Below are 25,127 nucleotides of genomic sequence, written 5' to 3'. Positions count from 1 at the left end.
GTTCAAATCCTGAGACTCACCATGACCAACGCCATTTTGCTGGAACGCGAGGGCGGGTTGCTGACGCTGCGCCTGAATCGCCCGGACAAGAAAAACGCCCTGACCCGCGCCATGTACAGCCAGTTGGCCGACGCGCTGCAACAGGCTGATAGCGACCCCGGGATCAACGCGATCCTGATCACCGGCAGTCACACGTGCTTTACCGCCGGCAACGACATCGGCGACTTCCTCCAGGAGCCGCCCAGCGACCTCACCAGCCCGGTGTTCCAGTTCATGCGCAGCCTGCTGGAGTGCCGCAAGCCGGTGATCGCCGCCGTTGCAGGCGCCGCCGTGGGTATCGGCACCACCCTGTTGCTGCATTGCGACCTGGTGTACATCAGCGTCGACGCCAAGTTGCGCATGCCGTTCGTCAACCTGGGACTGTGCCCGGAGTTCGGCTCCAGCCTGATCCTGCCGCGCCTGCTCGGCCAGGCCAAAGCCGCCGAGTTGCTGCTGTTGGGCGAAGGTTTCAACGGTGAACAGGCGGCGGCCTGGGGCATTGCCACCCAAGCCCTGCCCAATGGCGAAGCGGCGTTCGCCAAGGCGCGGGAGATGGCGCTGCGCTTCGACACGCTGCCACCCGAAGCGGTGCGCATCAGCAAGCAACTGATGAAGGCGCCGGACAGGGAGCTATTGCGTAAGGTGGTGGAGGACGAGGGCAAACTGTTCGTCCAGCGCTTGCGTTCGCCGGAGGCCGTTGCGGCGTTGATGGGGTTTATCAATCGATCATGATCGAGGTGACCCGTTCGCGAGCAGGCTCGCTCCCACACTGGATCGATGTCTCACCCTAAATCCCTGTGGGAGCGAGCCTGCTCGCGAAGAGGGTCGACCCGTCACCGCAATCATTGAGTCAGAACGCAAAAAGCCCCGCCATTCACATGGCGGGGCTTTTTCGTTTCAGCGCTGGCTTACTTAGACCATCTTGTCGCCAACGTGCAGGATCTTCATGCCGTTGGTGCCACCGGTAGTGTGGTAGCTGTCGCCCTTGGTCAGGATGACCCAGTCGCCTTTTTCCACGACGCCGCGCTTGAGCAACTCGTCGATCGCGGCCTGGCTGACTTGCTCTGGCGGCAGCGATGCCGGGTCGAACGGCACGGTGTAGACGCCACGGAACATGGCCGCACGGGCCTGTGCCTCGCGGTGCGGGGAGAACGCGTAGATCGGTATCGAGGAACGGATGCGCGACATGATCAGCGGCGTGTAGCCACTTTCGGTCAGGGCGATGATCGCCTTTACACCGGGGAAGTGGTTGGCGGTGTACATGGCGGCCAGGGCGATGCTCTGGTCGCAGCTTTCGAACACCTTGCCGATGCGGTGGCTGGAGGTCTTGCTGGTCGGGTGCTTCTCGGCACCGACACAGATGCGCGCCATGGCCTGGACCGCTTCCAGCGGGTACGGGCCGGCAGCACTTTCAGCCGAGAGCATCACGGCGTCGGTGTAGTCGAGCACGGCGTTGGCCACGTCGGACACTTCGGCACGGGTCGGCATCGGGTTCTGGATCATCGACTCCATCATCTGGGTCGCCACGATCACCGCTTTATTGTGGCGGCGGGCGTGCAGGATGATTTTCTTCTGGATACCGATCAGTTCGGCGTCACCGATTTCCACGCCCAGGTCGCCACGGGCCACCATCACGGCGTCGGACGCCTTGATCAGGCCGTCGAGGGTTTCGTCGTCGGCCACGGCTTCGGCGCGTTCGATCTTCGCCACCAGCCAGGCGGTGCCGCCGGCTTCGTCGCGCAGTTGACGGGCGTATTCCATGTCGGCAGCGTCACGTGGGAAGGACACCGCGAGGTAGTCGACTTCCATTTCGGCGGCGAGCTTGATGTCGGCCTTGTCTTTCTCCGTCAGCGCTGGCGCGGTCAGGCCGCCACCACGACGGTTGATGCCTTTGTGATCCGACAGCGGGCCGCCGATGATCACGGTGCAGTTCAGTTCGGTGACGGTGGCGGTGTCGACACGCATGACCACGCGGCCGTCGTCGAGCAGCAGCTCGTCGCCCACACCGCAATCCTTGACCAGGTCCGGGTAGTCGATACCGACCACGTGCTGGTTGCCGTCGGTCAGCGGATGGCTGGTGGAGAAGGTGAATTGATCACCAATCTTGAGCTCGATGCGCTTGTTGGCGAACTTGGCGATACGGATTTTCGGGCCTTGCAGGTCACCCAGCAGGGCAACGAAACGGCCGTGCTTGGCGGCCAGGTCACGGACCAGTTTGGCGCGAGCCTTGTGCTCGTCGGGGGTGCCGTGGGAGAAGTTCAGGCGGGCAACGTCCAGGCCAGCCAGGATCAGTTGTTCGAGAACTTCCGGCGAGTTACTGGCCGGGCCAAGGGTAGCGACGATTTTGGTACGACGGACGGACATGCAAAGACTCCTGAGTTCAAGCGCTGAGTGAGGCTACTATGCTCCGCAGTTGTAGTCATTGTTCGTGTGCACTACTTATTGCTTTCTTTGTTGAGCGCGGCGCATTGAAGATTTTTGCCGGCAGGTCGATATAACGCTCAAGACAGGAGAACCCTCATGCGATTCGTGCTTATAGCCGCCCTTGCCCTCAGTGCCGTGGGCTGCACCCGTTGGTCGATGGACCATCATTTGAACAATGCCTACCGGGCCTATGATCGGGGCCGGTGCGAGGACGTGATGCTCGAATTGTCCCAGGTCGACCGCGACAGCCGCGCCCGGCGGTACATCCAGCCTGAGGTGTCGATGCTGCGAGGGCAGTGCCTGGAGCGCCAGAAGCTGTACGTCGATGCCGCGCAGACCTATCAGTTCATCATGGCCCAGTACCCGAACAACGAGTACGCCTATCGCGCCCGGGCCCGCCTGGAAACCTTGCAGTCACTGGGCTGGTACCCACCGCGCAGCAGCGCCAAGAGCCTTCCTGCGGCGTTGTAATGCTGACTGTCATTTAAAGGCTGGCCGTGTGTCAGCCTTGAGCTAATCTTTGATGACGACGTTCTGGCGTGTTGCGCCTGAAGGTTGTTAATACCTGTGATCGGCAGAGGTAGCGCGAACGGGCAGCACAGCTGTTCGCACCGGGATCGGGGACAGCGGGCCTGCCAGGCGGGTTTGTTGCGAAGCATTAGTGCGACCCTGCTTAAGGGTCAAGGCAAAGCGATACTCAGCATGTTCACAGAGCGCCGGATCGAGCGGCACCAGTTGCCGTGTTTTCTGAAAGTGTTCAACAGCGTCACCGACAAGCCCGTGGGCTTTATTGGCAATGTGTCCGAGGATGGGCTGATGCTGATCAGCCAGTTGCCGATGATGGTGGGCGCGGTGTTTGACCTGCGTTTGAAGGTTCCTGCCAGCGACGGTCTCTCGCAGGTGATCGACCTTCGGGCCTGTTGCCTGTGGTGCCATGAAGACGCCACGCCCCAGCACTACGATGCCGGGTTTGTCGTGCAGCGTGCGCCGGCGGAGTACGGGCAACTGGTGGAGGCCTTGCAGCGCTACTTCAGCTTTAATCCGGTGTCGGCTTCGGCGTAGTCCAGTCAGAGCACGCTGGCTTTCTTCCCGCTCAGGTAGCGCGTCACCAAGGCGCTGCCCAAATCGGCCCGTGCGTGTATTCAAGTAGTCGACGCCATTGAGCAGCGCAGCGACGAACGACATAACCCTGTGAGACAAGATCAGAAATGGCTCGATGGCAACAGTGCTGGTCGGCGCGGTGCTTGAACGCCTAGACTTTGCCGGTCTCAAGTACAGGAACAGCCCGTGACCTCTATCTTCTGGTACGACTACGAAACCACCGGTATCTCACCGCGCTGTGACCGTGCGCTGCAAATGGCCGGCATTCGCACGGACGTTGACCTCAACGAAATCGATGAGCCGGTCAATCTCTATTGCCAGCCCAGTGACGACATCCTGCCGCACCCGGTCGCCTGCCTGATCACCGGGATTACCCCCAGTCGCCTGGCCGAGCGGGGGTTGAGCGAAGCAGACTTTATGACCCGGGTGCATGCGCAACTCGCGGCCCCGGGTACCTGCGGCGCCGGTTACAACACGTTGCGTTTCGACGATGAAGTCACTCGCTACAGCCTCTATCGCAACTTCTTTGACCCCTATGCGCGGGAGTGGCAGGGCGGTAACAGTCGCTGGGACCTGATTGATGTGGTGCGCGCCGCCTACGCATTGCGCCCGGACGGCATTGTGTGGCCGGAAGACGAGGGCCGGGTCACGCTGAAACTCGAACGCCTGACGGCGGCCAACGGCATCGACCATGGCCAGGCCCACGATGCCTTGTCCGACGTGCGCGCGACCATCGCCCTGGCGCGCTTGGTCCGTGACCGGCAGCCGAAGCTCTACGATTGGCTGTTCAAGCTGCGCAGCAAGCAGAACGTCATGGACCAGATCCGCCTGCTGCAACCGATGGTGCATATCTCCGGGCGCTTTTCCGCGGCGCGCAGCTATGTTGGCGTGGTCCTGCCGCTGGCTTGGCATCCGCGCAATCGCAATGCCTTGATCGTCTGCGACCTGCACCTGGACCCCCAGTGTCTGCTCGATCAGGATGCCGAGACCCTGCGCGAACGCTTGTACACCCGTCGCGAGGACTTGCCTGCCGGTGAGTTGCCGGTGCCGCTGAAGCTGATTCACATCAATCGCTGTCCGGTGGTGGCACCGCTGTCGGTGTTGCGTGCCGCCGATCAGCAACGACTGCAGTTGGACATGGACCTCTATCAAGCGCGAGCGTTGCGGCTAAGTGACGCACAGGCTGTTTGGAAAGATAAAGTTCAGGCGATTTATGCCCGCGAAGACTTTGTCCCCAGTGAAGACCCGGAGCAACAGTTGTACGACGGCTTCATGGGTGATCGGGACCGGCGTTTATGTGAGCAAGTGCGCGGGTCGGATCCAAAGCAATTAGCGCAAGAGCAATGGCCGTTCGATGATGAACGTTTGCCGGAATTATTATTTCGTTATCGCGCTCGTAACTTTCCTGACACGTTGAGTGCACAGGAACAGGAGCGCTGGCGATTATTCTGTCAGCAACGTTTGTCAGATGCTCGATGGGGAGCACCCAATACCTTGCACGGTTTTAATGAGGCGGCGGCACAATGCTCACTAAGTGCGAGCGATATTGAGCGTCAGATACTCAATGAGTGGAACGCCTATGCCGATTCACTGGGTGAACGCCTGGGACTTTGAATACCGTGCATACACGGGCTGAATAACAGCCAAAAAAAAGCCAGCGTTCGCTGGCGTTTTTTTGTTCGCAAATGAACCCTGCGACAGGGGGAGCGGCTTAGCCCAGCAGGGTAGCCCAGCCTTCAACCACGTCGCCGCCCCACTTGGCTTTCCACTCTTTCAGCGTCTTGTGGTTGCCGCCTTTGGTTTCGATGACTTCGCCGTTGTGCGGGTTTTTGTATTGTTTAACCTTGCGAGCGCGCTTGGTGCCGGTAGTTTTCACTGCGCCGCGTGGCGCTTTAACTTTGGATTCCGGATCCAGCAGGGCGATGATGTCGCGCAGGGATTTGGAGTATTCGCCCATCAGGGTGCGCAGTTTGCCTTCGAATTCCAGCTCGGTTTGCAGTTTGTCGTCTTGGGACAGGTTCTTCAAACGGGCTTGTAGCTCTTTGATTGCTTCTTCGGTGGCGCGGTATTCGTTGATCAGGGACATGAGGCTTACCTTATCTTTGAGGCTGAATGACAGGGGACAGTGGCGTAATAATAGTCAGGGTGTTTCATCAAGTAAACAATTAAGCGGGTTTTTATTTGATGTAATTAATGTAAGGCGCCGTGAAAAATCGTTTCACACTTAAAATACCGTGAGACGGCTCACAGTTATTCACAAAAACCTTCTTGTCTATTTTCAACAATGAATGATTGAGGTTCTAGTGTCCTGTCTCGGAAATAAGCTGTTCCCTTTTGACGGCACCTGTCGCCGCCATGCTGCGTTGCCACTCCTCGCCATAGCCCTGCTATGACTCGTCGCGGCGCCTTGCCTGGCAGCAACAGATGCTCGTCAAAAAGGTAACGTATTTCCAAGACAGGACACTAGCATAGGAAACCTGCTGGCTGGCCCCTCGGGCCGAGCGGTGGGTAGATCGACAACCGCTGAAGGAATACTGCAGTTTTGCTGCGCAATCGCTAGAATGGCGGACTTTGCGAAGTTCTGGAGTTCTCCCCCCATGCGTACCTTTCGGCTAGTGATCGCTTGCCCGGACGGCGTCGGTATTGTTGCTAAGGTCAGTAACTTTCTGGCGTCACACAATGGCTGGATCACTGAAGCGAGCCATCACTCGGACAATCTCAGTGGCTGGTTCTTCATGCGTCACGAAATTCGTGCCGACTCGCTGCCATTTGGTCTCGAAGCGTTTCGTGAGGCGTTTGCGCCAATAGCCGAAGAGTTCTCGATGAACTGGCGGATCACCGACACGGCACAAAAGAAACGCGTTGTACTGATGGCCAGCCGCGAGTCTCACTGCCTGGCGGACCTGCTGCACCGCTGGCACAGCGACGAGTTGGACTGTGAAATCTCTTGCGTGATTTCCAACCACAACGACTTGCGTAGCATGGTCGAGTGGCACGGTATTCCTTACTACCACGTACCGGTAGACCCGCAGGATAAAGAACCGGCATTCGCCGAAGTCTCGCGCCTGGTCAAGCAGCACGACGCCGAAGTGGTGGTGCTGGCGCGCTACATGCAAATCCTGCCGCCGGCGTTGTGCACCGAGTACGCGCACAAGGTCATCAACATCCACCACAGCTTCCTGCCTTCATTTGTGGGCGCCAAGCCTTACCACCAGGCCTCGATGCGCGGCGTGAAGCTGATTGGCGCAACCTGCCACTACGTCACCGAGGAACTGGACGCCGGTCCTATCATCGAGCAGGACGTGGTGCGTGTCAGCCACAGTGACAGTATCGAAGACATGGTGCGTTTCGGCCGTGACGTCGAGAAAATGGTGCTGGCCCGTGGCCTGCGCTATCACCTGGAAGACCGCGTGCTGGTACACGGCAACAAGACCGTGGTGTTCTGATACATCGCCGGAATGCCAAAGGGCCCCAAGCGTTGTACGCTTGGGGCCCTTTTTCGTTTTAAGGTGTGGGCCATGAGCGATCCACTGGATAAAGCCACTGCCAAGGCCCCCGCTACGTTGGGGGAGGGCTGCCTGAGTCGTTACGACCCGGATGCGTTGAGCACCGAAGACGGCACCGAGTTTCCCGGTGCCGCCGAGCTTTGGGAGCAACGGCAGGAAAAGTCTGAGCCAGACTCAAAACCCTGAGGTTGTCCGACCGCTAGATCCGAAAACTGCCGACCAATTGTTTCAGGCGTGCGGCCTGCTGTGCCAGGTCGGAGCAGGCGCGCAACGTGGACTGCAGGTTCTCGACACCTTCCTGATTGAGGGTGTTGATGTGGGTGATGTCCATGTTGATCGACTCCACGACCGCGGTCTGCTCCTCGGTGGCGGTGGCTACCGACTGGTTCATGCCGTCGATTTCGCCAATGCGCAGGGTTACGCTGTTCAGGCGTTCACCGGCCAGGTTGGCGATCTCCACGCTGTCCTGGCTGTGGCGCTGGCTGTCGCCCATGGTGCTGACGGACTCGCGGGCGCCGACCTGCAGCTCTTCAATCATGGTCTGTACCTGCTGCGCTGACTCTTGTGTGCGGTGTGCCAGGTTGCGTACCTCATCGGCCACGACCGCAAACCCACGCCCCGCCTCGCCGGCGCGCGCCGCCTCAATGGCGGCGTTGAGTGCCAGTAAGTTGGTTTGCTGGGAAATGCTGGTGATGACTTCGAGGATCTGCCCGATGTTCACGGTCTTGCTGTTCAGCGATTCGATGTTGCTGCTGGAGGCGCTGAGCATGCTCGACAGTTGATTCATCGCCGCAATACTGCGCTCGACCACTTGCTGGCCATCTTCGGCCAGGCTGCGGGCATCGCTGGCCTGGTGCGATGCTTGTGCGGCGTTGTGGGCGATTTCCTGGGCGGCGGCTCCCAATTGGTTGATGGCGGCGGCGACGCTGTTGGTACGGCTGGCCTGTTCGTCGCTGTTGAGCATCGATGAGTTCGAGGCGCTGACGACGCGCAAGGCGACTTCGTTGACCCGTTCGGTGGCCGACGACACCTCGCGGATCGAACCGTGGATACGCTCGACGAAACGGTTGAAGGCGTTGCCCAGCATGCCGAACTCGTCCTGGTTCTGGATGGTCAGGCGGCGGGTCAGGTCGCCTTCACCGTCGGCGATGTCCTGCATGGCGCGGGTCATGATGTGCAGTGGCCGGATCAGGACGCGGATCAACATGCCGAGCAGGGCGATGATCGACGCCACGGCAATCAGGGTCGCCACCAGCGCCGAGGCCCGGAACGCGCTGAGCATCCCGAAGGCTTTGTCCTTGTCCACGGACAGGCCGATGTACCAGTCGACGGACGGCAGGCCCTTGATCTGGGAGAAGGTGAAGATGCGCGTGTTGCCGTCGACCTCGGTCTCCGAGATCTGGCGACTGATGCCAGGCGTGTCGTGTGGATACGCTTGGCTGAGGGTCTTCGTCAGCAGGGCTTTATCCGGGTGCACCAGGATCCGGCCGTCGGCGTTGACCAGGAACGCATACCCGATACCGTCGAACGTCAGGGCCTTGAGGTTGTCGATCAGGGTCTGCAGGTTCAGGTCGCCACCCACCACGCCAACCATCTCTCCGGCTTTGCGCGAGGCGGTGGCAATGGAAATGATGGTCTGGCCGGTGGCCGCGTCGACGTAGGGTTCGGTGAGTGTCGCGGTGGAGCTGTTCTCGGCACCTTTGTACCAGGGACGGGTGCGCGGGTCGAAGCTGGCGGGCATCGTCACGTCCGGCCGGATAGCGAAGCTGCCACCGACGGCGGCCATGTAGGTCGCCATGAAGGTGGATGTCAGGGTTTTCTGCTCCAGCAACTGGGCAACATGGGCATCGTCAGGGTTGAGGGCGATGTTCTGGGCGAGGTTGTCGATCAGCAGAATGCGCCCGGCCAGCCAGGTTTGAATGTTGTTTGCGGTGACATCACCCATTTCATGCAGGTAATTATCCAGGTCCTGGGTAATTGCCTGGCGCTGTAGGGAGTCGTTGTACAGGCTGAACGAGGCAAATGCGGCAATGACGACAAGGGTGGCAGCCAGAAGTATTTTATGGCTGAAGCGCAGATTTTTGTTCATGGCTTTTGGGGTCCGCTAAGGTCTTATTGTATGGGGCGTATTGCGGTGCAAATGCGTGCAAACTAGGGGTGCGCGTAAGCGGAGATTTTCGTCGTGCTTTAGGGAATCACCTGACCAAGCTTGAAGCTTGGTCTCTCGCTCATCTCTATCGGCTGTGTAGGGCCAAGCTTAACCATGGGTGACAAAATGCCTGACTCATTGCAACTCGTTATCGGCGCCGACCTTCAAGGGCAGCCGATAACCCAGGCCATGCGCCTGGCGAACCGCCACGGACTGGTGGCCGGCGCTACCGGGACCGGGAAGACCGTCACCTTGCAACGGCTTGCGGAAGCGTTCAGTGATGCCGGCGTTGCGGTATTCGCCGCCGATATCAAGGGCGACTTGTGTGGCTTGGGAGCGGCGGCAAATCCCCAGGGCAAGGTCGCCGAGCGGATTTCCGGGATGCCATGGCTCAACTACACGCCCAAGGCCTATCCGGTGACGCTGTGGGATATCCACGGACAGTCGGGTCATCCGCTGCGCACGACCTTGAGTGACATGGGCCCGCTGTTGCTGGGCAGTCTGCTGGAACTGACCGACAGCCAGCAGTCGACGCTCTATGCCGCATTCAAGGTGGCCGATCGCGAAGGGTTGTTGTTGCTGGACCTCAAGGACCTCAAGGCGCTGCTCAACCACCTGCGGGACAATCCTGAGTTGCTGGGTGATGACGCGGCGCTGATGACCACCGGCTCCAGCCAGGCGCTGTTGCGCCGCCTGGCGACCCTGGAACAGCAGGGCGCCGAGGCATTGTTTGGCGAGCCGGCCTTGCAGTTGCAAGACCTCCTGACGCCGACCAGCGATGGGCGTGGCCGGATTCACCTGCTCGATGCCAGCCGCTTGGTGCATGAGGCCCCCAAGGTCTACGCGACCTTTCTGCTGTGGTTGCTGGCCGAGTTGTTCGAGCAGCTTCCGGAACGCGGCGACGCGGAAAAACCACTGCTGGCGCTGTTCTTCGACGAGGCGCATTTGCTCTTCGCCGACACCCCCAAGGCCTTGCAGGACCGCTTGGAGCAGGTGGTGCGCCTGATTCGTTCCAAAGGTGTCGGCGTGTACTTCGTCACCCAGTCCCCCGGTGATTTGCCGGATAACGTGTTGGCCCAATTGGGCTTGCGCATTCAACACGGCTTGCGGGCATTCACGGCCAAGGAGCAGAAGTCCCTCAAGGCGGTGGCGGACGGTTTTCGGCCGAACCCGGCGTTCAGCACCCTTGGCGTGTTGACCGAACTGGGGATTGGTGAAGCGTTGGTGGGCACACTCCAGGAAAAAGGCACGCCAGAAATGGTCCGGCGCGTGTTGGTGGCGCCTCCGCAATCGCGGATCGGCCCGTTGAGCGAGGCCGAGCGTGCGGCGTTGATCGCCAGTTCGCCGTTGCTTGGGCGTTACGACAAGCCCATCGACCGTGAATCGGCGTATGAGGTGCTGATGGCGCGCAAGGGCCTGGCGCCTGACGCCGCAGTGGTGCCTGGCAAGGCGGCTGCCGAGGAGCCGAGCCTGGCTGACAAGGCCGGTGAGTTCCTGGGCACCGCAGCAGGGCAGGCGTTGAAGTCGGCAATGCGCCAGGCCGCGAACAAGTTGGGCCGCGAATTGGTACGTGGCTTGATGGGATCGTTACTGGGCACCAAGCGCAAGTAACGCGGGCACCTTCAGGCGCCTGTCGGCGCGATGTCAGGCCTTGGGCTTGGCGTGCGCCGCCAGTCGCTCCAGTGCGGCCCGCAGATTCGGGTCGTTGATGCCATCGGCGGTGGCCTGGATGGTGGCCGCCGCATCGCTCGACAAATCCATGGTGTGCCCTATCGCGCCTTGTTGCACGGTGGGCGGTTGCACCTTGAACAGAATTCGCGTCAGGCTGGCGAACTCGTCGAACGCCAGTAGTTGTCGTTGCAGGCGCTTTTGTTGATAGCGCAAGCGGGTTGCCCAGTGGCCGTCGGTGACGATCAACAGCAAACTGCCCTCGCGCCATGAGGCCACGTGGCAATGTTCGCGGGCGGCGGGTTGCAACTGGCTTTCCAGCAGACGCTGTAAATGGCCCAGGCGTTGCGCATGGCCGAATATGGCTTTTAATGGCTTGGCTTCGCGTAATAAAACGGCGGGTACTTTGGCCGTAAGAGGGCGAAATGCCATGATTCAATACCTGAAGTAACAGAGTCGCCATGGTAGCAGAAAGCACTGGATGCACCTGCCCCATTGCTTTGTGAGCGCTTTACCCATTAAATCAATGAGTAACTTGTGCGCCAAGTCACTTGAAGTTCAGTAAAAAGCCCTTATTTTAAGTGAGCCCCGTCACAGCGCTGTGCAAGTATCGTGGAACAACGCCACTTTCCTCACCATCGTTTCCGGGTAGAATGCTCGTTCGCATGCGGCCATGAGGGCTGCACGGGCGACTCACGGGGCCGCCCTCCATCCCTTTGTGTGGAAGATCCTGCCGATATGTTTGCACCTTTGTTAAAGAAACTTTTTGGAAGCAAGAACGAGCGTGAAGTCAAACGCATGCTCAAGACGGTACAGATCGTCAATGCCTTCGAAGAGCAAATGGTGGCCCTTTCGGACGATCAACTGCGTGCCAAGACTGAAGAGTTCAAGGCCCGTATCGCCAAAGGTGAGTCCCTCGACAAGCTGCTTCCCGAAGCCTTTGCGGTTGCCCGCGAAGCCGGCAAGCGTGTCATGGGCATGCGTCACTTCGACGTTCAGCTGATCGGTGGCATGACCTTGCACGAAGGCATGATTGCCGAAATGCGTACCGGTGAAGGCAAGACCCTGGTGGCAACACTGGGCGTTTACCTCAACGCACTGTCCGGCAAGGGCGTGCACGTGGTGACGGTGAACGACTACCTGGCCCGTCGTGACGCCAACTGGATGCGTCCCCTGTACGAGTTCCTCGGCCTGACGGTCGGCGTGGTCACCCCGTTCCAGCCACCGGAAGAAAAACGCGCCGCCTACGCCGCCGACATCACCTACGGCACCAACAACGAATTCGGTTTCGATTACCTGCGCGACAACATGGCGTTCAGCATGGAAGAAAAATTCCAGCGCGAACTCAACTTTGCCGTGATCGACGAAGTCGACTCGATCCTCATCGACGAAGCCCGTACCCCACTGATCATTTCCGGTCAGGCCGAAGACAGCTCCAAGCTCTACATCGAGATCAACAAATTGATCCCGCAACTGGAGCTGCATGTCGAGGAAGTGGAAGGCGTCGTTACCAAGGCAGGTCATTACACCGTTGACGAGAAGACCCGCCAGGTCGAACTCAACGAGGCCGGTCACCAGTACATCGAAGAAGTGCTGACGGGCATCGGTCTGCTGGCTGAAGGCGAGAGCCTCTATTCGGCGCACAACCTGGGCCTGTTGACCCACGTCTATGCCGGCCTGCGTGCGCACAAGCTGTTCCATCGCAACGTCGAATACATCGTGCAGGACGGCCAGGTTGTCCTGGTCGACGAACACACCGGTCGTACCATGCCGGGCCGTCGTTTGTCCGAAGGCCTGCACCAGGCCATCGAAGCCAAGGAAAACCTGAACATCCAGGCCGAGAGCCAGACCCTGGCCTCGACCACGTTCCAGAACTACTTCCGCCTGTACAACAAGCTGTCCGGCATGACCGGTACCGCCGACACCGAAGCGTTCGAGTTCCACCAGATCTACGGCCTGCAGGTCATGGTGATCCCGCCGAACAAGCCGTTGGCGCGTAAAGACTACAACGACCTGGTGTTCCTCACGGCCGAAGAGAAGTACACCGCCATCGTCGCCGACATCAAGGAAAGCATGGCAGCGGGGCGCCCGGTACTGGTTGGCACCGCGACCATCGAAACTTCCGAGCACATGTCGCGCCTGCTGGAAAAGGAAGGCATCGAACACAAGGTCCTGAACGCCAAGTTCCACGAAAAAGAAGCCGAGATCATTGCCCAGGCCGGTCGCCCGGGTGCGCTGACCATCGCCACCAACATGGCCGGTCGTGGTACCGACATCCTGTTGGGCGGTAACTGGGAAGTCGAAGTGGCGTCCCTGGAAGATCCAACCCCTGAGCAGATTGCCCAGATCAAGGCCGATTGGCAGAAGCGCCACCAGCAAGTGCTCGAATCGGGCGGCTTGCAGGTCATTGCTTCCGAGCGCCATGAATCCCGTCGTATCGACAACCAACTGCGTGGCCGTGCCGGTCGCCAGGGCGACGCCGGCTCCAGCCGCTTCTACCTGTCGCTGGAAGACAGCCTGATGCGCATCTTCGCCTCTGACCGGGTGAAGAACTTCATGAAGGCGCTGGGCATGCAGCCTGGCGAAGCGATCGAGCACCGCATGGTGACCAACGCGATCGAGAAGGCCCAGCGCAAGGTTGAAGGTCGTAACTTCGACATTCGCAAGCAATTGCTTGAGTTCGATGACGTCAACAACGAACAACGTAAAGTGATCTATCACATGCGTAACACGTTGCTGGCCGCTGACAACATCGGCGAGACCATCGCCGACTTCCGTCAGGACGTGCTCAACTCCACGGTCAGCGCACACATTCCACCGCAATCGCTGCCAGAACAGTGGGACGTTGCCGGCCTGGAAGCTGCCCTGGAGAGTGGTTTCGGGGTGAAGTTGCCGATCCAGCAATGGCTCGACGAAGACGATCACCTGTACGAGGAAACCCTGCGCGAGAAACTGATGCAGGCGTTGATCGCGGCGTACAACGAGAAAGAAGAACAGGCGGGCGCCGAAGCGCTGCGCACGTTCGAGAAGCAAATCGTACTGCGCGTTCTGGACGACCTGTGGAAAGACCACCTGGCGACCATGGACCACCTGCGTCACGGCATCCATTTGCGTGGCTATGCCCAGAAGAACCCGAAGCAGGAGTACAAGCGCGAGTCGTTCGCCCTGTTCTCCGACTTGCTGGATTCGATCAAGCGCGACTCGATCCGTGTGCTGTCGCACGTTCAGGTTCGCCGCGAAGATCCGATCGAAGAAGAAGCGCGCCTGCGCCAGGAAGCCGAGGCACTGGCGGCACGCATGCAGTTCCAGCATGACGCCCCCCCTGGCCTGGACCAGCCGGAGCTGTTGGGCGAGGACGTCGATGTCGCCCTGGCCGCCGCACCGGTACGCAATGAGCAGAAGCTGGGCCGCAACGAGTTGTGCTACTGCGGTTCGGGCAAGAAATTCAAGCATTGCCACGGGCAGATCCAGTAAACCCCGTACTCACTGCTGAAATACCCGCGCCGCGACTGGCTTACGCCGTCGCGGCGTTTTTCCATTCAAATCACCGATGCCACGTTAAAAAGAGCGGCGACGGTGCAGACATCACCTATTGAGGAGCGCATTCATGGCTGTTGGTCTTGGTCCTTTGCCCACGTTGCACCCGGTTGCCGGTTTTGAGCTCGGTATTGCCTCGGCTGGCATCAAGCGCCCGGGGCGCAAGGATGTCGTGGTGATGCGCTGCGTCGAAGGTTCGACTGTTGCCGGTGTGTTCACGCTGAATGCTTTTTGCGCCGCGCCAGTGATTCTGGCCAAGCAACGCGTGCAAGGGCCTGTGCGCTACCTGCTGACTAACACCGGCAATGCCAACGCCGGCACCGGCGAGCCAGGCCTGGCTGCGGCCGAGCGCACGTGTGCCAAGCTGGCTGAACTGACGGGTGTTGATGCCAGCCTGGTGCTGCCGTACTCCACCGGCGTGATCGGCGAGCCACTGCCGGTCGAGAAAATCGAAGGCGCGCTGCAAGCGGCCCTGGATGATCTGTCGGAAAACAACTGGGCAGCGGCCGCTACCGGGATCATGACCACTGACACTTTGCCCAAGGGGGCGAGCCGCCAGTTCCAGCACGATGGCGTGACGGTCACGGTCACCGGCATCAGCAAAGGCGCGGGCATGATTCGTCCGAACATGGCGACCATGCTCGGTTACATCGCCACCGACGCCAGCGTGTCGCGCGAGGTGTTGCAGAACCTGCTGCTGGACGGCGCCAACAAGTCGTTCAATCGCATCACCATCGACGGCGACACCTCGACCAACGATTGCTGCATGTTGATCGCCACTGGCAAGGCCGCGCTGCCAGCCATCACCCGTGCCGAAGGTGAGTTGTTCGCCAAGCTGAAACAGGCGGTGTTCGAGGTGTGCATGGAGGTAGCGCAGGCCATCGTGCGTGATGGCGAAGGCGCGACCAAGTTTGTCACCGTCGAGGTTAACGGCGGTGGTAATCACCAGGAATGCCTGGACGTTGGCTACACCGTGGCGCACTCGCCGCTGATCAAGACCGCGCTGTTTGCCTCTGATCCGAACTGGGGCCGTATCCTGGCAGCCGTTGGCCGTGCCGGTGTACCAAACCTGGACGTCAGCAAGATCGACGTGTTCCTCGGCGAAGTGTGCATCGCCAGCCGTGGTGCGCGTGCCGCCACCTACACTGAAGCGCAGGGCTCGGCCGTGATGCAGCGTGAAGAAATCACCATCCGGATCGAACTGGGGCGCGGTGATTGCAGTGAAACCATCTGGACCACCGACCTGTCCCACGAGTACGTGAAGATCAACGCCGAGTACCGTACCTAAGATCGCGTTGACCTTTCGCGAGCAGGCTCGCTCCCACCTGAAGTAACGTGGTCACGTGTGGGAGCGAGCCTGCTCGCGAAGAGGACCTCGCAGACGCTAAAGATTCTGACCTGTTCCCCTTTGACGAAAAGGTACCCGAACATGAGTTATCACCTGATCATCGGCGACAAACTGTATTCCTCCTGGTCCCTGCGTGGCGCCCTGGCGCTGGAGCTTGCGGGGGCGAGCTACACCGAAGAACTGATCAAGCTCAACCAGCCGGATACCCGTGAGCGCCTGCTCAAGCATTCGCCGACCGCCAAAGTGCCGTTGTTGAAGACTGAGCACGGCACCATTGCCGACTCGCTGGCCATTGCCGAATACCTGGCCGAGCAGTTCCCGGCAGCCGGCCTCTGGCCTAAAGACATCGCGGCCCGTGCCCAGGCTCGCTCGGCGTGTGCGCAGATGCACAGCGGTTTCTTCGCCTTGCGCGCCAACATGCCGTTCGACGTGAGCCGTGATGCCGCGTTGTCGCCCATGCCACCCGAAGTGCAGGCAGACATCGAGCGGATGCTGGCGTTGTGGGGCGAGTGCCGCGCCGCGTCCAGCGAAGCCGGCCCGTTCCTGTTCGGTCGTGCAAGTTTGGTCGACGCCTTTTTTGCGCCCATTGCCGTGCGTCTGCGGACCTACCGGGTGCAATTACCGGCGATAGACTCGGCCTATGTCGACACCATTTACCAGTGGCCAGCCTTCAAGGCGTGGCACACAGCCGGTTTAGAGGAAGTAGTGCGGTGAAACGAGTTCATGTAGCGGCTGCCGTCATCCGTGATGCCAGCGGCAAGATTCTGCTTGCACGCCGCGCCGATACCCAGCACCAGGGCGGCCTGTGGGAGTTTCCCGGGGGCAAGGTCGAGGACGGTGAAACCGTGCAGGCGGCCCTGGCCCGGGAGCTTGAGGAAGAGCTGGGCATTGTGGTCACCGCCGCTCGGCCGTTGATCAAGGTTCAGCACGACTACCCGGACAAACAGGTGTTGCTGGATGTCTGGGAAGTGTCGGCGTTCACCGGTGAGCCACACGGTGCCGAGGGTCAGCCCTTGGCCTGGGTCAGTGCCCGTGACCTGGGCGATTACCCGTTCCCGGCCGCCAACCAGCCCATCGTCGCGGCGGCCCGCTTGCCAGGCGAGTACCTGATCACACCTGAGGGGCTGGAGACGCCGGTCTTGCTGCGCGGCATCCAGAAAGCCATTGCGGGTGGCATCAAGTTGATCCAGCTGCGTGCGCCCAACGGCTATGACCCGAAGTACCGGGATCTGGCGGTGGATGCCGTCGGCTTGTGCGCGGGCAAGGCGCAACTGATGCTCAAGGGACCATTCGAGTGGCTGGGGGACTTCCCGTCTGCCGGCTGGCACGTCACGGCGGCACAACTGCGCAAGTATGCCAGCGCCGGGCGCCCATTACCGGCTTCGCGCTGGCTGGCGGCGTCCTGCCATAACGCCGAGGAGCTGAGCCTGGCCGAGCAGATGGGCGTGGACTTTGTCACCCTGTCTCCCGTCCAACCTACCCAGACCCATCCAGATGCCATGCCGCTTGGCTGGGAACAAGCCTCACAACTGATCGCCGGCTTCAGCAAGCCGGTGTTTTTGCTGGGTGGCGTAGGCCCTGCCGAACGGCAAAAAGCCTGGGACGCCGGGGCGCAAGGCGTGGCGGGGATTCGGGCGTTCTGGCCTGAGGCTTGATCCTGGCGTGATCTGAATCTCTATCGCGAGCGGGCTCGCTCCCACAATGGATTGATGCACATAGGTCCGGTGTGGGAGCGAGCCTGCTCGCGATGACGGCCTGACAGTCGATCAATCTCCTGTGGCTAAACTTCAGGCTTGGCTGCCGCCTGCCAAAGAATCTCGGCCACTCCCTGGCGCTTGGCAATTAACCGTGCGGCGACGAACAACAAGTCCGACAGGCGATTGATGTAGGCCAATCCCACACCCGCCAGCGGTTCGATGGCATTCAAGTGCTGGCACCGGCGCTCGGCGCTGCGGGCCAGGCTGCGGCAGACGTGGGCTTGGGCGATCAAGGCTGAGCCCCCGGGGAGGATGAAGTTTTCCAGTGGCCCCAGTTCTTCGTTCCAGGCATCGATGGCCGTTTCCAGGCGCTCGACTTCGGCGCTGTTCAGCGCTTGATACACCGGCATCGCCAGTTCACCCCCCAGGTCGAACAAGCGGTGCTGGCAAGGTTCCAGCACCTGGATCACCTCGGCCAGCCCAGGGCTGACCGGGCTCTGTTCGGCTAATCCGGCCAGCAATAGCCCGAGTTGACTGTTCAGCGTATCGACTTCGCCGATCGCCTCGACCCGAGGATGGTCCTTGGGGACGCGGCGACCATCGCCAAGCCCGGTTTCACCTTTGTCGCCGGTGCGGGTGTAGATCTTCGACAGGCGAAAGCCCATGCCTAGCCCTCCAGTTGTTTGAGTTCGTGGGCGGCAAGCGGTGAGCCCGCCAGTGGTAGGCGCAAGGTGAAGCAAGTGCCCTGGCCCAGGGTGGACTGCACCTCCATCTGCCCCTTGTGGTTGTTGGTGATGATGAAGTACGACACGGAAAGCCCAAGGCCGGTGCCCTGGCCGATTTCCTTGGTGGTGAAGAACGGTTCGAAGGTACGCTTGCGCACGTTTTCGCTCATGCCGATACCGTTGTCTTCCACCTGGATTTCGGCCCACGGCGGGTTCAGTCGAGTGCGCAGGGTGATTCGCCCTGGCTCACTGTCGTCCTCGCGCAGGTGAATCGCCTGTGCCGCGTTCTTCAGCAGGTTGAGTAGCACTTGTTCCAGCTCGTTGGCGGTGCCCGGGACGGGGCCGAGCTCCGGATCGAACTGGCGAATGATGTCTTGGCCCTTGAAGTCGAACCCAAGGGTCAGGTCGAAATCATTGCCGGCGATTTCCACGGCCTGGTCAATCAGTGCCGGTAGATCGCACGGGGCCATTTGCCGGGTGCTGCGACGGCTGAAGCTGAGCATATGGGTGACGATCTTCGCCGCCCGGGCGCCGGCCTGTTGAATGCCGTCAAGCAGTTGCGGCACTTCGCGGCTTTGCAGGTATTGATTGATGTTGTCCAGCTCAACGCCCAGTTGTTCGGCGGTTTCGATGTTCTTGGGCAAGTCCGCCGACAATCGCCGGCGGATGTTCTGCACGTTGTGCAGGATCGCCCCTAGCGGGTTATTGATCTCGTGGGCCATGCCCGCGGCCAATCCTCCGACCGAGAGCATTTTCTCGGACTGCACCATCATTTCTTCCAGGGACAGGCGCTGGGTGATGTCATCGATCCGGATCACCGCGCCGCGCCCGGCGCCGCCCATCAACGGATAAAAGGTCAGCGCATAGTGCTTGGGCTCGTCGTCCTTGATCCAGGTGACGCGTTCGATCTTGACGACGCTGTGCTGTTCGACGGTTTCCTTGAGCTGCGCCAGGAACGGCTTGAGGGGTTCGAAGGCCAGGAACACGGGTTGGTTCAGGGCTTTGTCCAGGCGGGTGCCGGAAAGGGCGCTGGCTTCCTGGTTCCATTGCGTGACGTACAACTGCTCATCAAGGGCGATCAGCGCCGACGGCATCGAGTCGATGATGCTGTTGAGGTAGTTCTGAAAGCCCGTGAGCTTCTTCTCGATCTTGCTGCGGACCTGGACTTCCAGTTCCAGTTTGCGGTTGGTATGCCGGGTTTCCTCGGCCAGGCCCTGTGCCTGGTCATAGGCCGCCTGGGAGTCGTCGCGGGCACGTTTGAGCTGCTGCTCGCGGGCTTCGATACGCGAGAGCATGGTGTTGAAGGCTTCGGCCAGGCTGCCGATTTCATCATGGTTGCCACGGGAGGCGCGCAGGGCGTAGTTCTCTTCGCGGGTGACTTGCCGGGACAGCTCTTCAAGTTGATGGATCGGTTGGGTGATCAGGCGCTTGATCTGCCGGGCAATCACCAGCCAGAGCAGGACGCTGAAGATCAGGATGCCCAGGCTGGCGGTCAGCGTGCCCGTGTAGAACGCCACCGGCAGTTCGCTGCTGGCCACCAGTAACAAGTGGCCGGGGGCCTCGCCTGGGCGGGGCAAGGTGATCAACTGGTTGCTGCGAAACTCCGTGGCCTGCCAGGTTTCGATATGACGATAGTGTTCGGGCAGTTCCAGCGCGTCGCCATGCTGCACCTGGGCCATACGCATGCCCCGACCGTCATACAGCGCTGCGGCGCGCAACGGTGAATAGCTGTTGAGCTCGTTGAGTAGTTTTTCCGCGTCTTGCGGTGAGTTCAGTGCCTGGGCCGTCAGCGCGGGGTTGCTCACCAGTCGGCCGATGGTCTGCAAGGCTTGCGGCGCCATGCTTTCCTGGGAGATCCAATAGGCGGCGCTGATGAACGTCAGGTTGGCCACCAGCAATATCGTGATCAACAGCACCAGCAGGGCGGCCAGCAGTTTCTGGCCGACCGGAAGGTTTTCGAGGCGCTGGCGCAATGGCATTGGAGTCGTCGCTGAAGGAGAACAGGAAGGCAGCGTAGCCGCTGCTCAGTCGCTGGGCAATCCGCGTGTGCGCAGGTGGGTAATCAGTCGTTGCTGCAATTGGTTGAGGTGCGGTAACACCAACCGATGCCTGGATGCGACCGCGCAAGCGTGGCCCAGCAGGTAGCTGATTTCAGTGCGGCGCAGGTTCGCGACGTCTTGGTACATCGACGAGTAATTGGTCGCGGTGGCCAGGATTACCCGTTCGACCTCCTGTTGCAGGTCCTGCGCGGCAGCGGGTTGTCCGCAGCGCTCCAGCAACTCGGCCAGTTCCGCACACAGGGTGGCGACTTCGCAATGGTGTTGCTGCAGGCCGCCATTGCGGCAGTCGTGCAGGACCGTCAAAGGATTGATCGCGCAATTGAGCGCCAGTTTGCGCCACAACCGGGTCAGGATGTCGGGGCTCCATTCGTGGGGAATGCCTGCGCCGATCAGATCGTCCAGCCAGATCGGTGCCACCGGGTGGGTGACGTCACCCAGCCAGGTGTAGCCGTGGCCGGCAAACACGACGCGCCAGTCGCCGTCACGAAAGGCACCTTCGGTGCTGGACGCAAAGATGCAGCGAGCATGAGGTACGCGTGCGGCGACCGCATCCTGGCTGCCCAAGCCGTTCTGCAACAGAATCAGCTCGGCGTCCGGGCTCAGCCGATGCGCCAGTTGCGCCACCGCCGCTTCGGCGTCGTAGGCTTTGCAGGCGACGAGCAGGCGTTGGATCGGCTGCGCGCTGTCGATGGTTTCGGCGGGCACCTGATAGCGTTGCGCGTTGCCGTGTTCGACCAGGCTCAACCCGCCGGCCGCCTGATAAGCTTGCAGGCGCTCGGCATTGCGCAATATCAGCTTCACCGGCGTGCCAGCCCTGGCCAGGCGGGCGGCCCAAAGGGTGCCCAGGCTACCCGCGCCGAGGACGTGCCAGGTGGTCGACATCAGATTTTGACTCGGATTGGCAGATGCATGTGAGGCTCGCAGCTTCGCAGGGGGAAAGACCCGTTATAATCAGCGCGGATTTTAACCGCAAGCCAGGCGTGCACCTTCTTTATTGTGCGTGCCCTATTTATTTGGAGAGATTACATGCCGTCGTTCGACGTGGTATCCGAACTGGACAAACACGAACTCACCAACGCGGTCGAGAACGCCGTCAAGGAGCTCGATCGTCGTTACGACCTCAAAGGCAAGGGCAGCTTCGAGTTCAAGGAAAAAGACCTGACGGTCAACCTGACTGCCGAGGCCGATTTCCAGCTGGAAGCGATGATCGAAATCCTCAAGCTGGCATTGGTCAAGCGCAAGATCGATGTGCAGTGCCTTGAGGTCAAGGACGCCTACGCTTCCGGCAAGCTGGTGAAGCAGGAAGCCGTGCTCAAGGAAGGTATCGACAAGGAGCTGGCGAAGAAGATCGTCGCTCACGTCAAGGACGCCAAGCTGAAGGTCCAGGCCGCCATCCAGGGCGAGCAGGTGCGGATCACCGGCAAGAAGCGTGACGATTTGCAAGATGCCATCGCGGCCCTGCGTGCCAAGGAATTCGGCATGCCGTTGCAGTTCAATAATTTCCGCGACTGATACATTTTAAGGGAACCTGCGGGCGTTATTGGCGTCCGAGCCCCAAGCAGCGGCAGAAAGATTTGGCCTTTAAGTGGTTTGATCGTTCTGCCGCTTTTTTGTACACGGCAGGTAGCCGGGAATCAGGAGAAAAAGATGGATTTGAATGCTGAAGTGGACAACCTGGTCAAGGCGTCCCAGGCCTGGCTTCCGATGATCATGGAATACGGAAGCCGTGTGCTGTTGGCGGTCGTGACCCTGGCCATCGGCTGGTGGTTGATTAATAGGCTTACCCACAAGGTTGGCAAGCTGCTGGCACTGCGCAATGCCGACTTGGCGCTGCAGGGGTTTATCAGCAGCCTGGCGAACATCATTCTCAAAGTGCTGCTGGTGGTCAGCGTCGCTTCGATGATCGGTGTCGAAACCACCTCGTTCGTCGCGGCAATCGGTGCGGCAGGCTTGGCCATTGGCCTGGCACTGCAGGGCAGCCTGGCGAATTTCGCGGGTGGGGTGTTGATTCTGCTGTTCCGTCCATTCCGTATCGGTGACTTCATTGAGGCCCAGGGTACGGCGGGTACAGTCGACAGCATCCAGATTTTCCACACGATCATCCGTACCGGTGACAACAAGACGGTCATCGTTCCGAACGGCGTGCTGTCCAATGGCATCATTACCAACACCAATCGTCAGCCAACCCGCAAGGTGGTGTTTGATGTGGGCGTGAACTATGACGCCGACCTGCAGGCCGCTCGTGCCGTGTTGTTGGAATTGGCCAAGGATGAGCGTGTGTTGGCCGATCCCGAGCCGGTAGCGGTGGTGTCGACTTTGGGAGACAGTTCAATCACGGTTTCCCTGCGAGTCTGGGTAAAGACGGCGGACTACTGGGACGTCATGTTCCATTTTAATGAACACTCCCGTGATCGCTTGAAAGAGGCGGGTATCGATATCCCGTTTCCACAGCGTGTGATTCGTGTGGTTCAGGAAACCGCGTAAAGTTTTATACTTGGCTTTTAGGTCAAGTACGGATGTTGAACTCAAGGGGCGATAAGTCCCTTGGGTTTTTTTATGTTTATTGTTTATGCGTAGCTTGGCTTAATTGTGTGCAGGCTTATTATTAGCGTGCTATTTAATTTGAAGCGAGTATTAAGCAGGGTGTGTCATCGAACTGTAATAAAAAAGCCGCTCACCCGATTAAGGTGAGCGGCTTTTTGTTAGAGCAGTGCTCTATGACGCTATCGAACTACCACAGAGTTACAAGATGCTCAGTGGGTACTCGACGATGATACGTACGTCGTTGTTGTCGGTACCGACATCGCTGTTGGCACGGTAAACAGCACTACGCAGGCGGAAGGACATGTCCTTGATCGGACCTTCCTGCATCACGTACTTGGCCTCGTAGTTCCACTCAGTTTCTTTGCCTTCCTTCGTGCCGCCGGTGTCAATGTTGTCACCCTTGACGTAGCGAGTCATGAAGCTCAGGCCTGGAACGCCGTACGACGCCATGTTGATGTCGTAACGGCCCTGCCAGGAGCGCTCGTCCTTGTTGTTGAAGTCGGAGATCTGGATGGAGTTGGTCAGGAAGATCGTGCCGCCGCCGTCAACGCCGTAGTAGTACCCAGCGTCACCGGTAGAACGCTGGTGAGCGAGGGTGAATTTGTGAGCGCCGAGGCTGTAGGCTGCTGCCAAGCTCCAGATTTTGTTGTCAACGATGCCAGCCAGTTCCTGGCCGTCACCCTTGGTGCGATAGCCGTTGAAGTCGAAGTTCAGCGACTGGCTTTCAGCGATCGGCAAGGTGTAGTTGAGGTTGATGTACTGCTTCTTGAAGTAGTTATCAACGTCCGATGCAGCAACACCACCGACGAAGTTCTCGGTGAACTGGTAGGTTGCGCCAGCGATGTTGGCGCTGGTCAGGCCTGCAGCGCCCTTACCGTTGATGCTGTCGCGACCCATGCCGGTCTGCGAACCCATCGCGGTGAAACGACCTGCGCTCAGTTCCAGGCCAGCGATTTCCTTGCTGGTGATCAAGGTGCCGGTGGCGACTTCTGGCAGCAGACGGCTGTCATCGGTGGAGAAAACCGGGCTGGCGACGAACTGGTTACCGTACTTCAGGACGGTGTCCGACAGGCGGAATTTTACAGCACCACCGGCACGCGATTGAGTGTCTTCTGGCTGGCCATCGCCATCGGTAGCGAACAGACCGTTGCCGGCACGACCCGCACCACCGTCAAGCTTCGCGGTACCGCCCACGAATGCGTCGACGCCGACACCAATGGTGCCTTGAGTAAAGCCGGATTCCAGGGTGATCAGCTCGCTGATACCGGTGTCCTGGCGATAGCCACTGGTTTTGTTGGTTGAGCCTGTAGTGTAGTTACCGTTTGCACGACGAACGTTGCCAGCGCCGTTTTTGAAGTCCCGATTCATGTACTCGATACGAGTCTTGGCGGTCAGGCTAGTGTCTTCAACAAAGCCCTTCGAATCGTCCTGAGAGGACGCGATTGCGAACTGCGAGGTGCCTGCTGAAACAGCCAGTGCGATCATGCTCCACTTCATCACGCGCATCGTGATTTGCTCCTTTGGTTTTTTGAAGAGTTCTGCCGTCCCACCTGATTTATTATCTGGGCGGCTCTTTCTTTTTGTGTCGGCGCAAACTTATATCACGCCGACATTGTTGGCGATAGTTGCGCATCTCACCTTTCAGCATCTCTACGACCCTGTCGCGAAAAGCGCGGTAGAGGTCGTAATTTTGCAAATTTCGTACATTTCAACAGACAACTTCAGCGTTGTACTTCAAGGCTTGAGTGTCAGAAAAAGTAGTCCTTGACCTGCACTTGAATCTCCTTGGGCTACCCTGCCGCTGTTCTTATTCTGGTCCATAGGAGGCCACTTCCAGTGGGCCGCTTATAGACGATGTGGGAATGAATGCAACAAGCGTGCACAAAACGCTTTTCTGTATTCATTTTCCTTCAGTGCGTTCGTTTTATTTTACGAAGACGAATAAATACGGGGCTTTGCTCAGTCATGTGTGTGGGCTTGACGCCATCGTGCTTCTGGTGTTGCACCATGAGTGTGCATTGGTGAGAGCACGAAAATGTTACCGGTCCACCCTCGGCTGTGTGTAAACGGCGGATGCTTGAGGGATATAGCGTAGACGTACGGTCAATTTGTGCTGCAAAGAAAAGATAAATTTATTGGGCGTTTACCGTTCAACTGCGGTGAGCCAAGGCGTGGGCCGGTGGGGGCGCTGGATGCTGGGTACGAGAGGTCGGAGTGCCGGGCTGGTGCGCGGAGGGTGTAAGTGTTCTGTATTGGAGCACTCGTCAGCAGGTCGGCGCATCGGCGTCGGCGTTATTTCGCCGTGAACCGTGCCGTGTTCGCGGGTATG

21 protein-coding genes and 1 pseudogene are annotated in these 25,127 nt (G+C 59.7%); 13 read left to right on the top strand and 9 right to left on the bottom strand.

The annotated features are described in order from the left end of the window. The first annotated feature begins 21 nt into the window (after positions 1–21). The gene (locus BMW74_RS15755) at positions 22–771 is read left to right on the top strand and encodes an enoyl-CoA hydratase-related protein (RefSeq protein WP_093422842.1); all 750 of its coding nucleotides are present in this window, start codon (positions 22–24) and stop codon (positions 769–771) included. 180 nt (positions 772–951) lie between these two features. Here the strand turns inward: BMW74_RS15755 and pyk are convergent, their stop codons facing one another. Beyond that, a complete protein-coding gene (gene pyk / locus BMW74_RS15750; RefSeq protein WP_093422838.1) occupies positions 952–2,403 on the bottom strand; it encodes a pyruvate kinase in 1,452 nt (483 codons plus the stop codon). A gap of 156 nt (positions 2,404–2,559) precedes the next feature. On the opposite strand from pyk, the gene BMW74_RS15745 reads away from it, so the two are divergent. From BMW74_RS15745 to sbcB, 3 genes are all read left to right on the top strand, one after another. Next, a complete protein-coding gene (locus BMW74_RS15745; RefSeq protein ID WP_093422834.1) occupies positions 2,560–2,934 on the top strand; it encodes a tetratricopeptide repeat protein in 375 nt (124 codons plus the stop codon). Between the two features lie 231 nt (positions 2,935–3,165). Beyond that, positions 3,166–3,525 carry a PilZ domain-containing protein gene (locus tag BMW74_RS15740; protein WP_093422830.1) on the top strand — a complete coding sequence of 120 codons (360 nt, stop codon included), beginning with the start codon at positions 3,166–3,168 and terminating at the stop codon, positions 3,523–3,525. A 225-nt stretch (positions 3,526–3,750) separates the two neighbouring features. After that, positions 3,751–5,178: an exodeoxyribonuclease I gene (sbcB, locus tag BMW74_RS15735; RefSeq protein WP_093422826.1), complete on the top strand. Its 1,428-nt coding sequence runs from the start codon at positions 3,751–3,753 to the stop codon at positions 5,176–5,178. A gap of 97 nt (positions 5,179–5,275) precedes the next feature. On the opposite strand, the gene mvaT is transcribed toward sbcB, so the two are convergent. After that, positions 5,276–5,650, bottom strand: a complete 375-nt coding sequence (mvaT, locus tag BMW74_RS15730; protein WP_005790963.1) for a histone-like nucleoid-structuring protein MvaT — start codon at positions 5,648–5,650, stop codon at positions 5,276–5,278. A 511-nt stretch (positions 5,651–6,161) separates the two neighbouring features. Here mvaT and purU point away from each other — a divergent pair. Further along, entirely contained in the window at positions 6,162–7,010 is an 849-nt protein-coding gene (gene purU / locus BMW74_RS15725; protein ID WP_093422822.1) for a formyltetrahydrofolate deformylase, read from the top strand. A gap of 72 nt (positions 7,011–7,082) precedes the next feature. Then, positions 7,083–7,256, top strand: coding sequence for a hypothetical protein (locus BMW74_RS25235; RefSeq protein WP_175479234.1), 174 nt, complete (start codon positions 7,083–7,085; stop codon positions 7,254–7,256). Between the two features lie 13 nt (positions 7,257–7,269). On the opposite strand, the gene BMW74_RS25740 is transcribed toward BMW74_RS25235, so the two are convergent. Next, positions 7,270–8,034, bottom strand: a complete 765-nt coding sequence (locus tag BMW74_RS25740) for a methyl-accepting chemotaxis protein (RefSeq protein WP_371911757.1) — start codon at positions 8,032–8,034, stop codon at positions 7,270–7,272. A 93-nt stretch (positions 8,035–8,127) separates the two neighbouring features. Beyond that, positions 8,128–9,159, bottom strand: a pseudogene (locus BMW74_RS25735) (cache domain-containing protein); the annotation flags it as partial. A gap of 186 nt (positions 9,160–9,345) precedes the next feature. On the opposite strand from BMW74_RS25735, the gene BMW74_RS15715 reads away from it, so the two are divergent. Beyond that, on the top strand, positions 9,346–10,830 hold the full coding sequence (locus BMW74_RS15715) for a helicase HerA-like domain-containing protein (RefSeq protein WP_093423230.1): 1,485 nt from the start codon (positions 9,346–9,348) through the stop codon (positions 10,828–10,830). A 33-nt stretch (positions 10,831–10,863) separates the two neighbouring features. Here the strand turns inward: BMW74_RS15715 and BMW74_RS15710 are convergent, their stop codons facing one another. Further along, positions 10,864–11,319 (bottom strand): DUF721 domain-containing protein, encoded by a 456-nt coding sequence (locus BMW74_RS15710; protein ID WP_093422813.1) that lies wholly within the window; start codon positions 11,317–11,319, stop codon positions 10,864–10,866. 306 nt (positions 11,320–11,625) lie between these two features. On the opposite strand from BMW74_RS15710, the gene secA reads away from it, so the two are divergent. From secA to BMW74_RS15690, 4 genes are all read left to right on the top strand, one after another. After that, positions 11,626–14,361 (top strand): preprotein translocase subunit SecA, encoded by a 2,736-nt coding sequence (secA, locus tag BMW74_RS15705; protein WP_093422808.1) that lies wholly within the window; start codon positions 11,626–11,628, stop codon positions 14,359–14,361. Positions 14,362–14,494: 133 nt separating this feature from the next. Then, on the top strand, positions 14,495–15,712 hold the full coding sequence (gene argJ, locus BMW74_RS15700; protein WP_093422798.1) for a bifunctional glutamate N-acetyltransferase/amino-acid acetyltransferase ArgJ: 1,218 nt from the start codon (positions 14,495–14,497) through the stop codon (positions 15,710–15,712). A gap of 141 nt (positions 15,713–15,853) precedes the next feature. Beyond that, complete coding sequence (locus tag BMW74_RS15695) at positions 15,854–16,486, top strand: glutathione S-transferase family protein (RefSeq protein ID WP_093422792.1); 633 nt, start codon at positions 15,854–15,856, stop codon at positions 16,484–16,486. Next, positions 16,483–17,427 (top strand): Nudix family hydrolase, encoded by a 945-nt coding sequence (locus tag BMW74_RS15690; protein WP_093422787.1) that lies wholly within the window; start codon positions 16,483–16,485, stop codon positions 17,425–17,427. Before BMW74_RS15695 ends, BMW74_RS15690 begins: the two co-directional genes overlap by 4 nt. A 125-nt stretch (positions 17,428–17,552) precedes the next feature. Here the strand turns inward: BMW74_RS15690 and BMW74_RS15685 are convergent, their stop codons facing one another. From BMW74_RS15685 to BMW74_RS15675, 3 genes are read right to left on the bottom strand one after another with little or no spacing between them, the layout of a single operon-like run. Beyond that, on the bottom strand, positions 17,553–18,134 hold the full coding sequence (locus BMW74_RS15685; RefSeq protein ID WP_093422782.1) for a cob(I)yrinic acid a,c-diamide adenosyltransferase: 582 nt from the start codon (positions 18,132–18,134) through the stop codon (positions 17,553–17,555). 2 nt (positions 18,135–18,136) lie between these two features. After that, the gene (locus BMW74_RS15680) at positions 18,137–20,173 is read right to left on the bottom strand and encodes a sensor histidine kinase (RefSeq protein ID WP_093422777.1); all 2,037 of its coding nucleotides are present in this window, start codon (positions 20,171–20,173) and stop codon (positions 18,137–18,139) included. A 45-nt stretch (positions 20,174–20,218) separates the two neighbouring features. After that, positions 20,219–21,136, bottom strand: coding sequence for a putative 2-dehydropantoate 2-reductase (locus BMW74_RS15675; RefSeq protein WP_093422772.1), 918 nt, complete (start codon positions 21,134–21,136; stop codon positions 20,219–20,221). A 144-nt stretch (positions 21,137–21,280) separates the two neighbouring features. Between BMW74_RS15675 and BMW74_RS15670 the strand changes: the two genes are divergently transcribed. Both BMW74_RS15670 and BMW74_RS15665 read left to right on the top strand, forming a co-directional pair. Further along, the gene (locus BMW74_RS15670) at positions 21,281–21,766 is read left to right on the top strand and encodes a YajQ family cyclic di-GMP-binding protein (protein ID WP_093422766.1); all 486 of its coding nucleotides are present in this window, start codon (positions 21,281–21,283) and stop codon (positions 21,764–21,766) included. Positions 21,767–21,901: 135 nt separating this feature from the next. Continuing rightward, entirely contained in the window at positions 21,902–22,738 is an 837-nt protein-coding gene (locus tag BMW74_RS15665) for a mechanosensitive ion channel family protein (RefSeq protein ID WP_093422761.1), read from the top strand. 258 nt (positions 22,739–22,996) lie between these two features. Here the strand turns inward: BMW74_RS15665 and BMW74_RS15660 are convergent, their stop codons facing one another. Continuing rightward, on the bottom strand, positions 22,997–24,304 hold the full coding sequence (locus tag BMW74_RS15660; RefSeq protein WP_093422757.1) for an OprD family porin: 1,308 nt from the start codon (positions 24,302–24,304) through the stop codon (positions 22,997–22,999). Positions 24,305–25,127 lie beyond the last annotated feature (823 nt).

This window comes from Pseudomonas sp. ok272 (assembly GCF_900109995.1).
Lineage (GTDB): Bacteria > Pseudomonadota > Gammaproteobacteria > Pseudomonadales > Pseudomonadaceae > Aquipseudomonas.
Note: the sequence above shows the minus strand (reverse complement) of the source record. Positions and strands in the feature narration are given on the sequence as shown.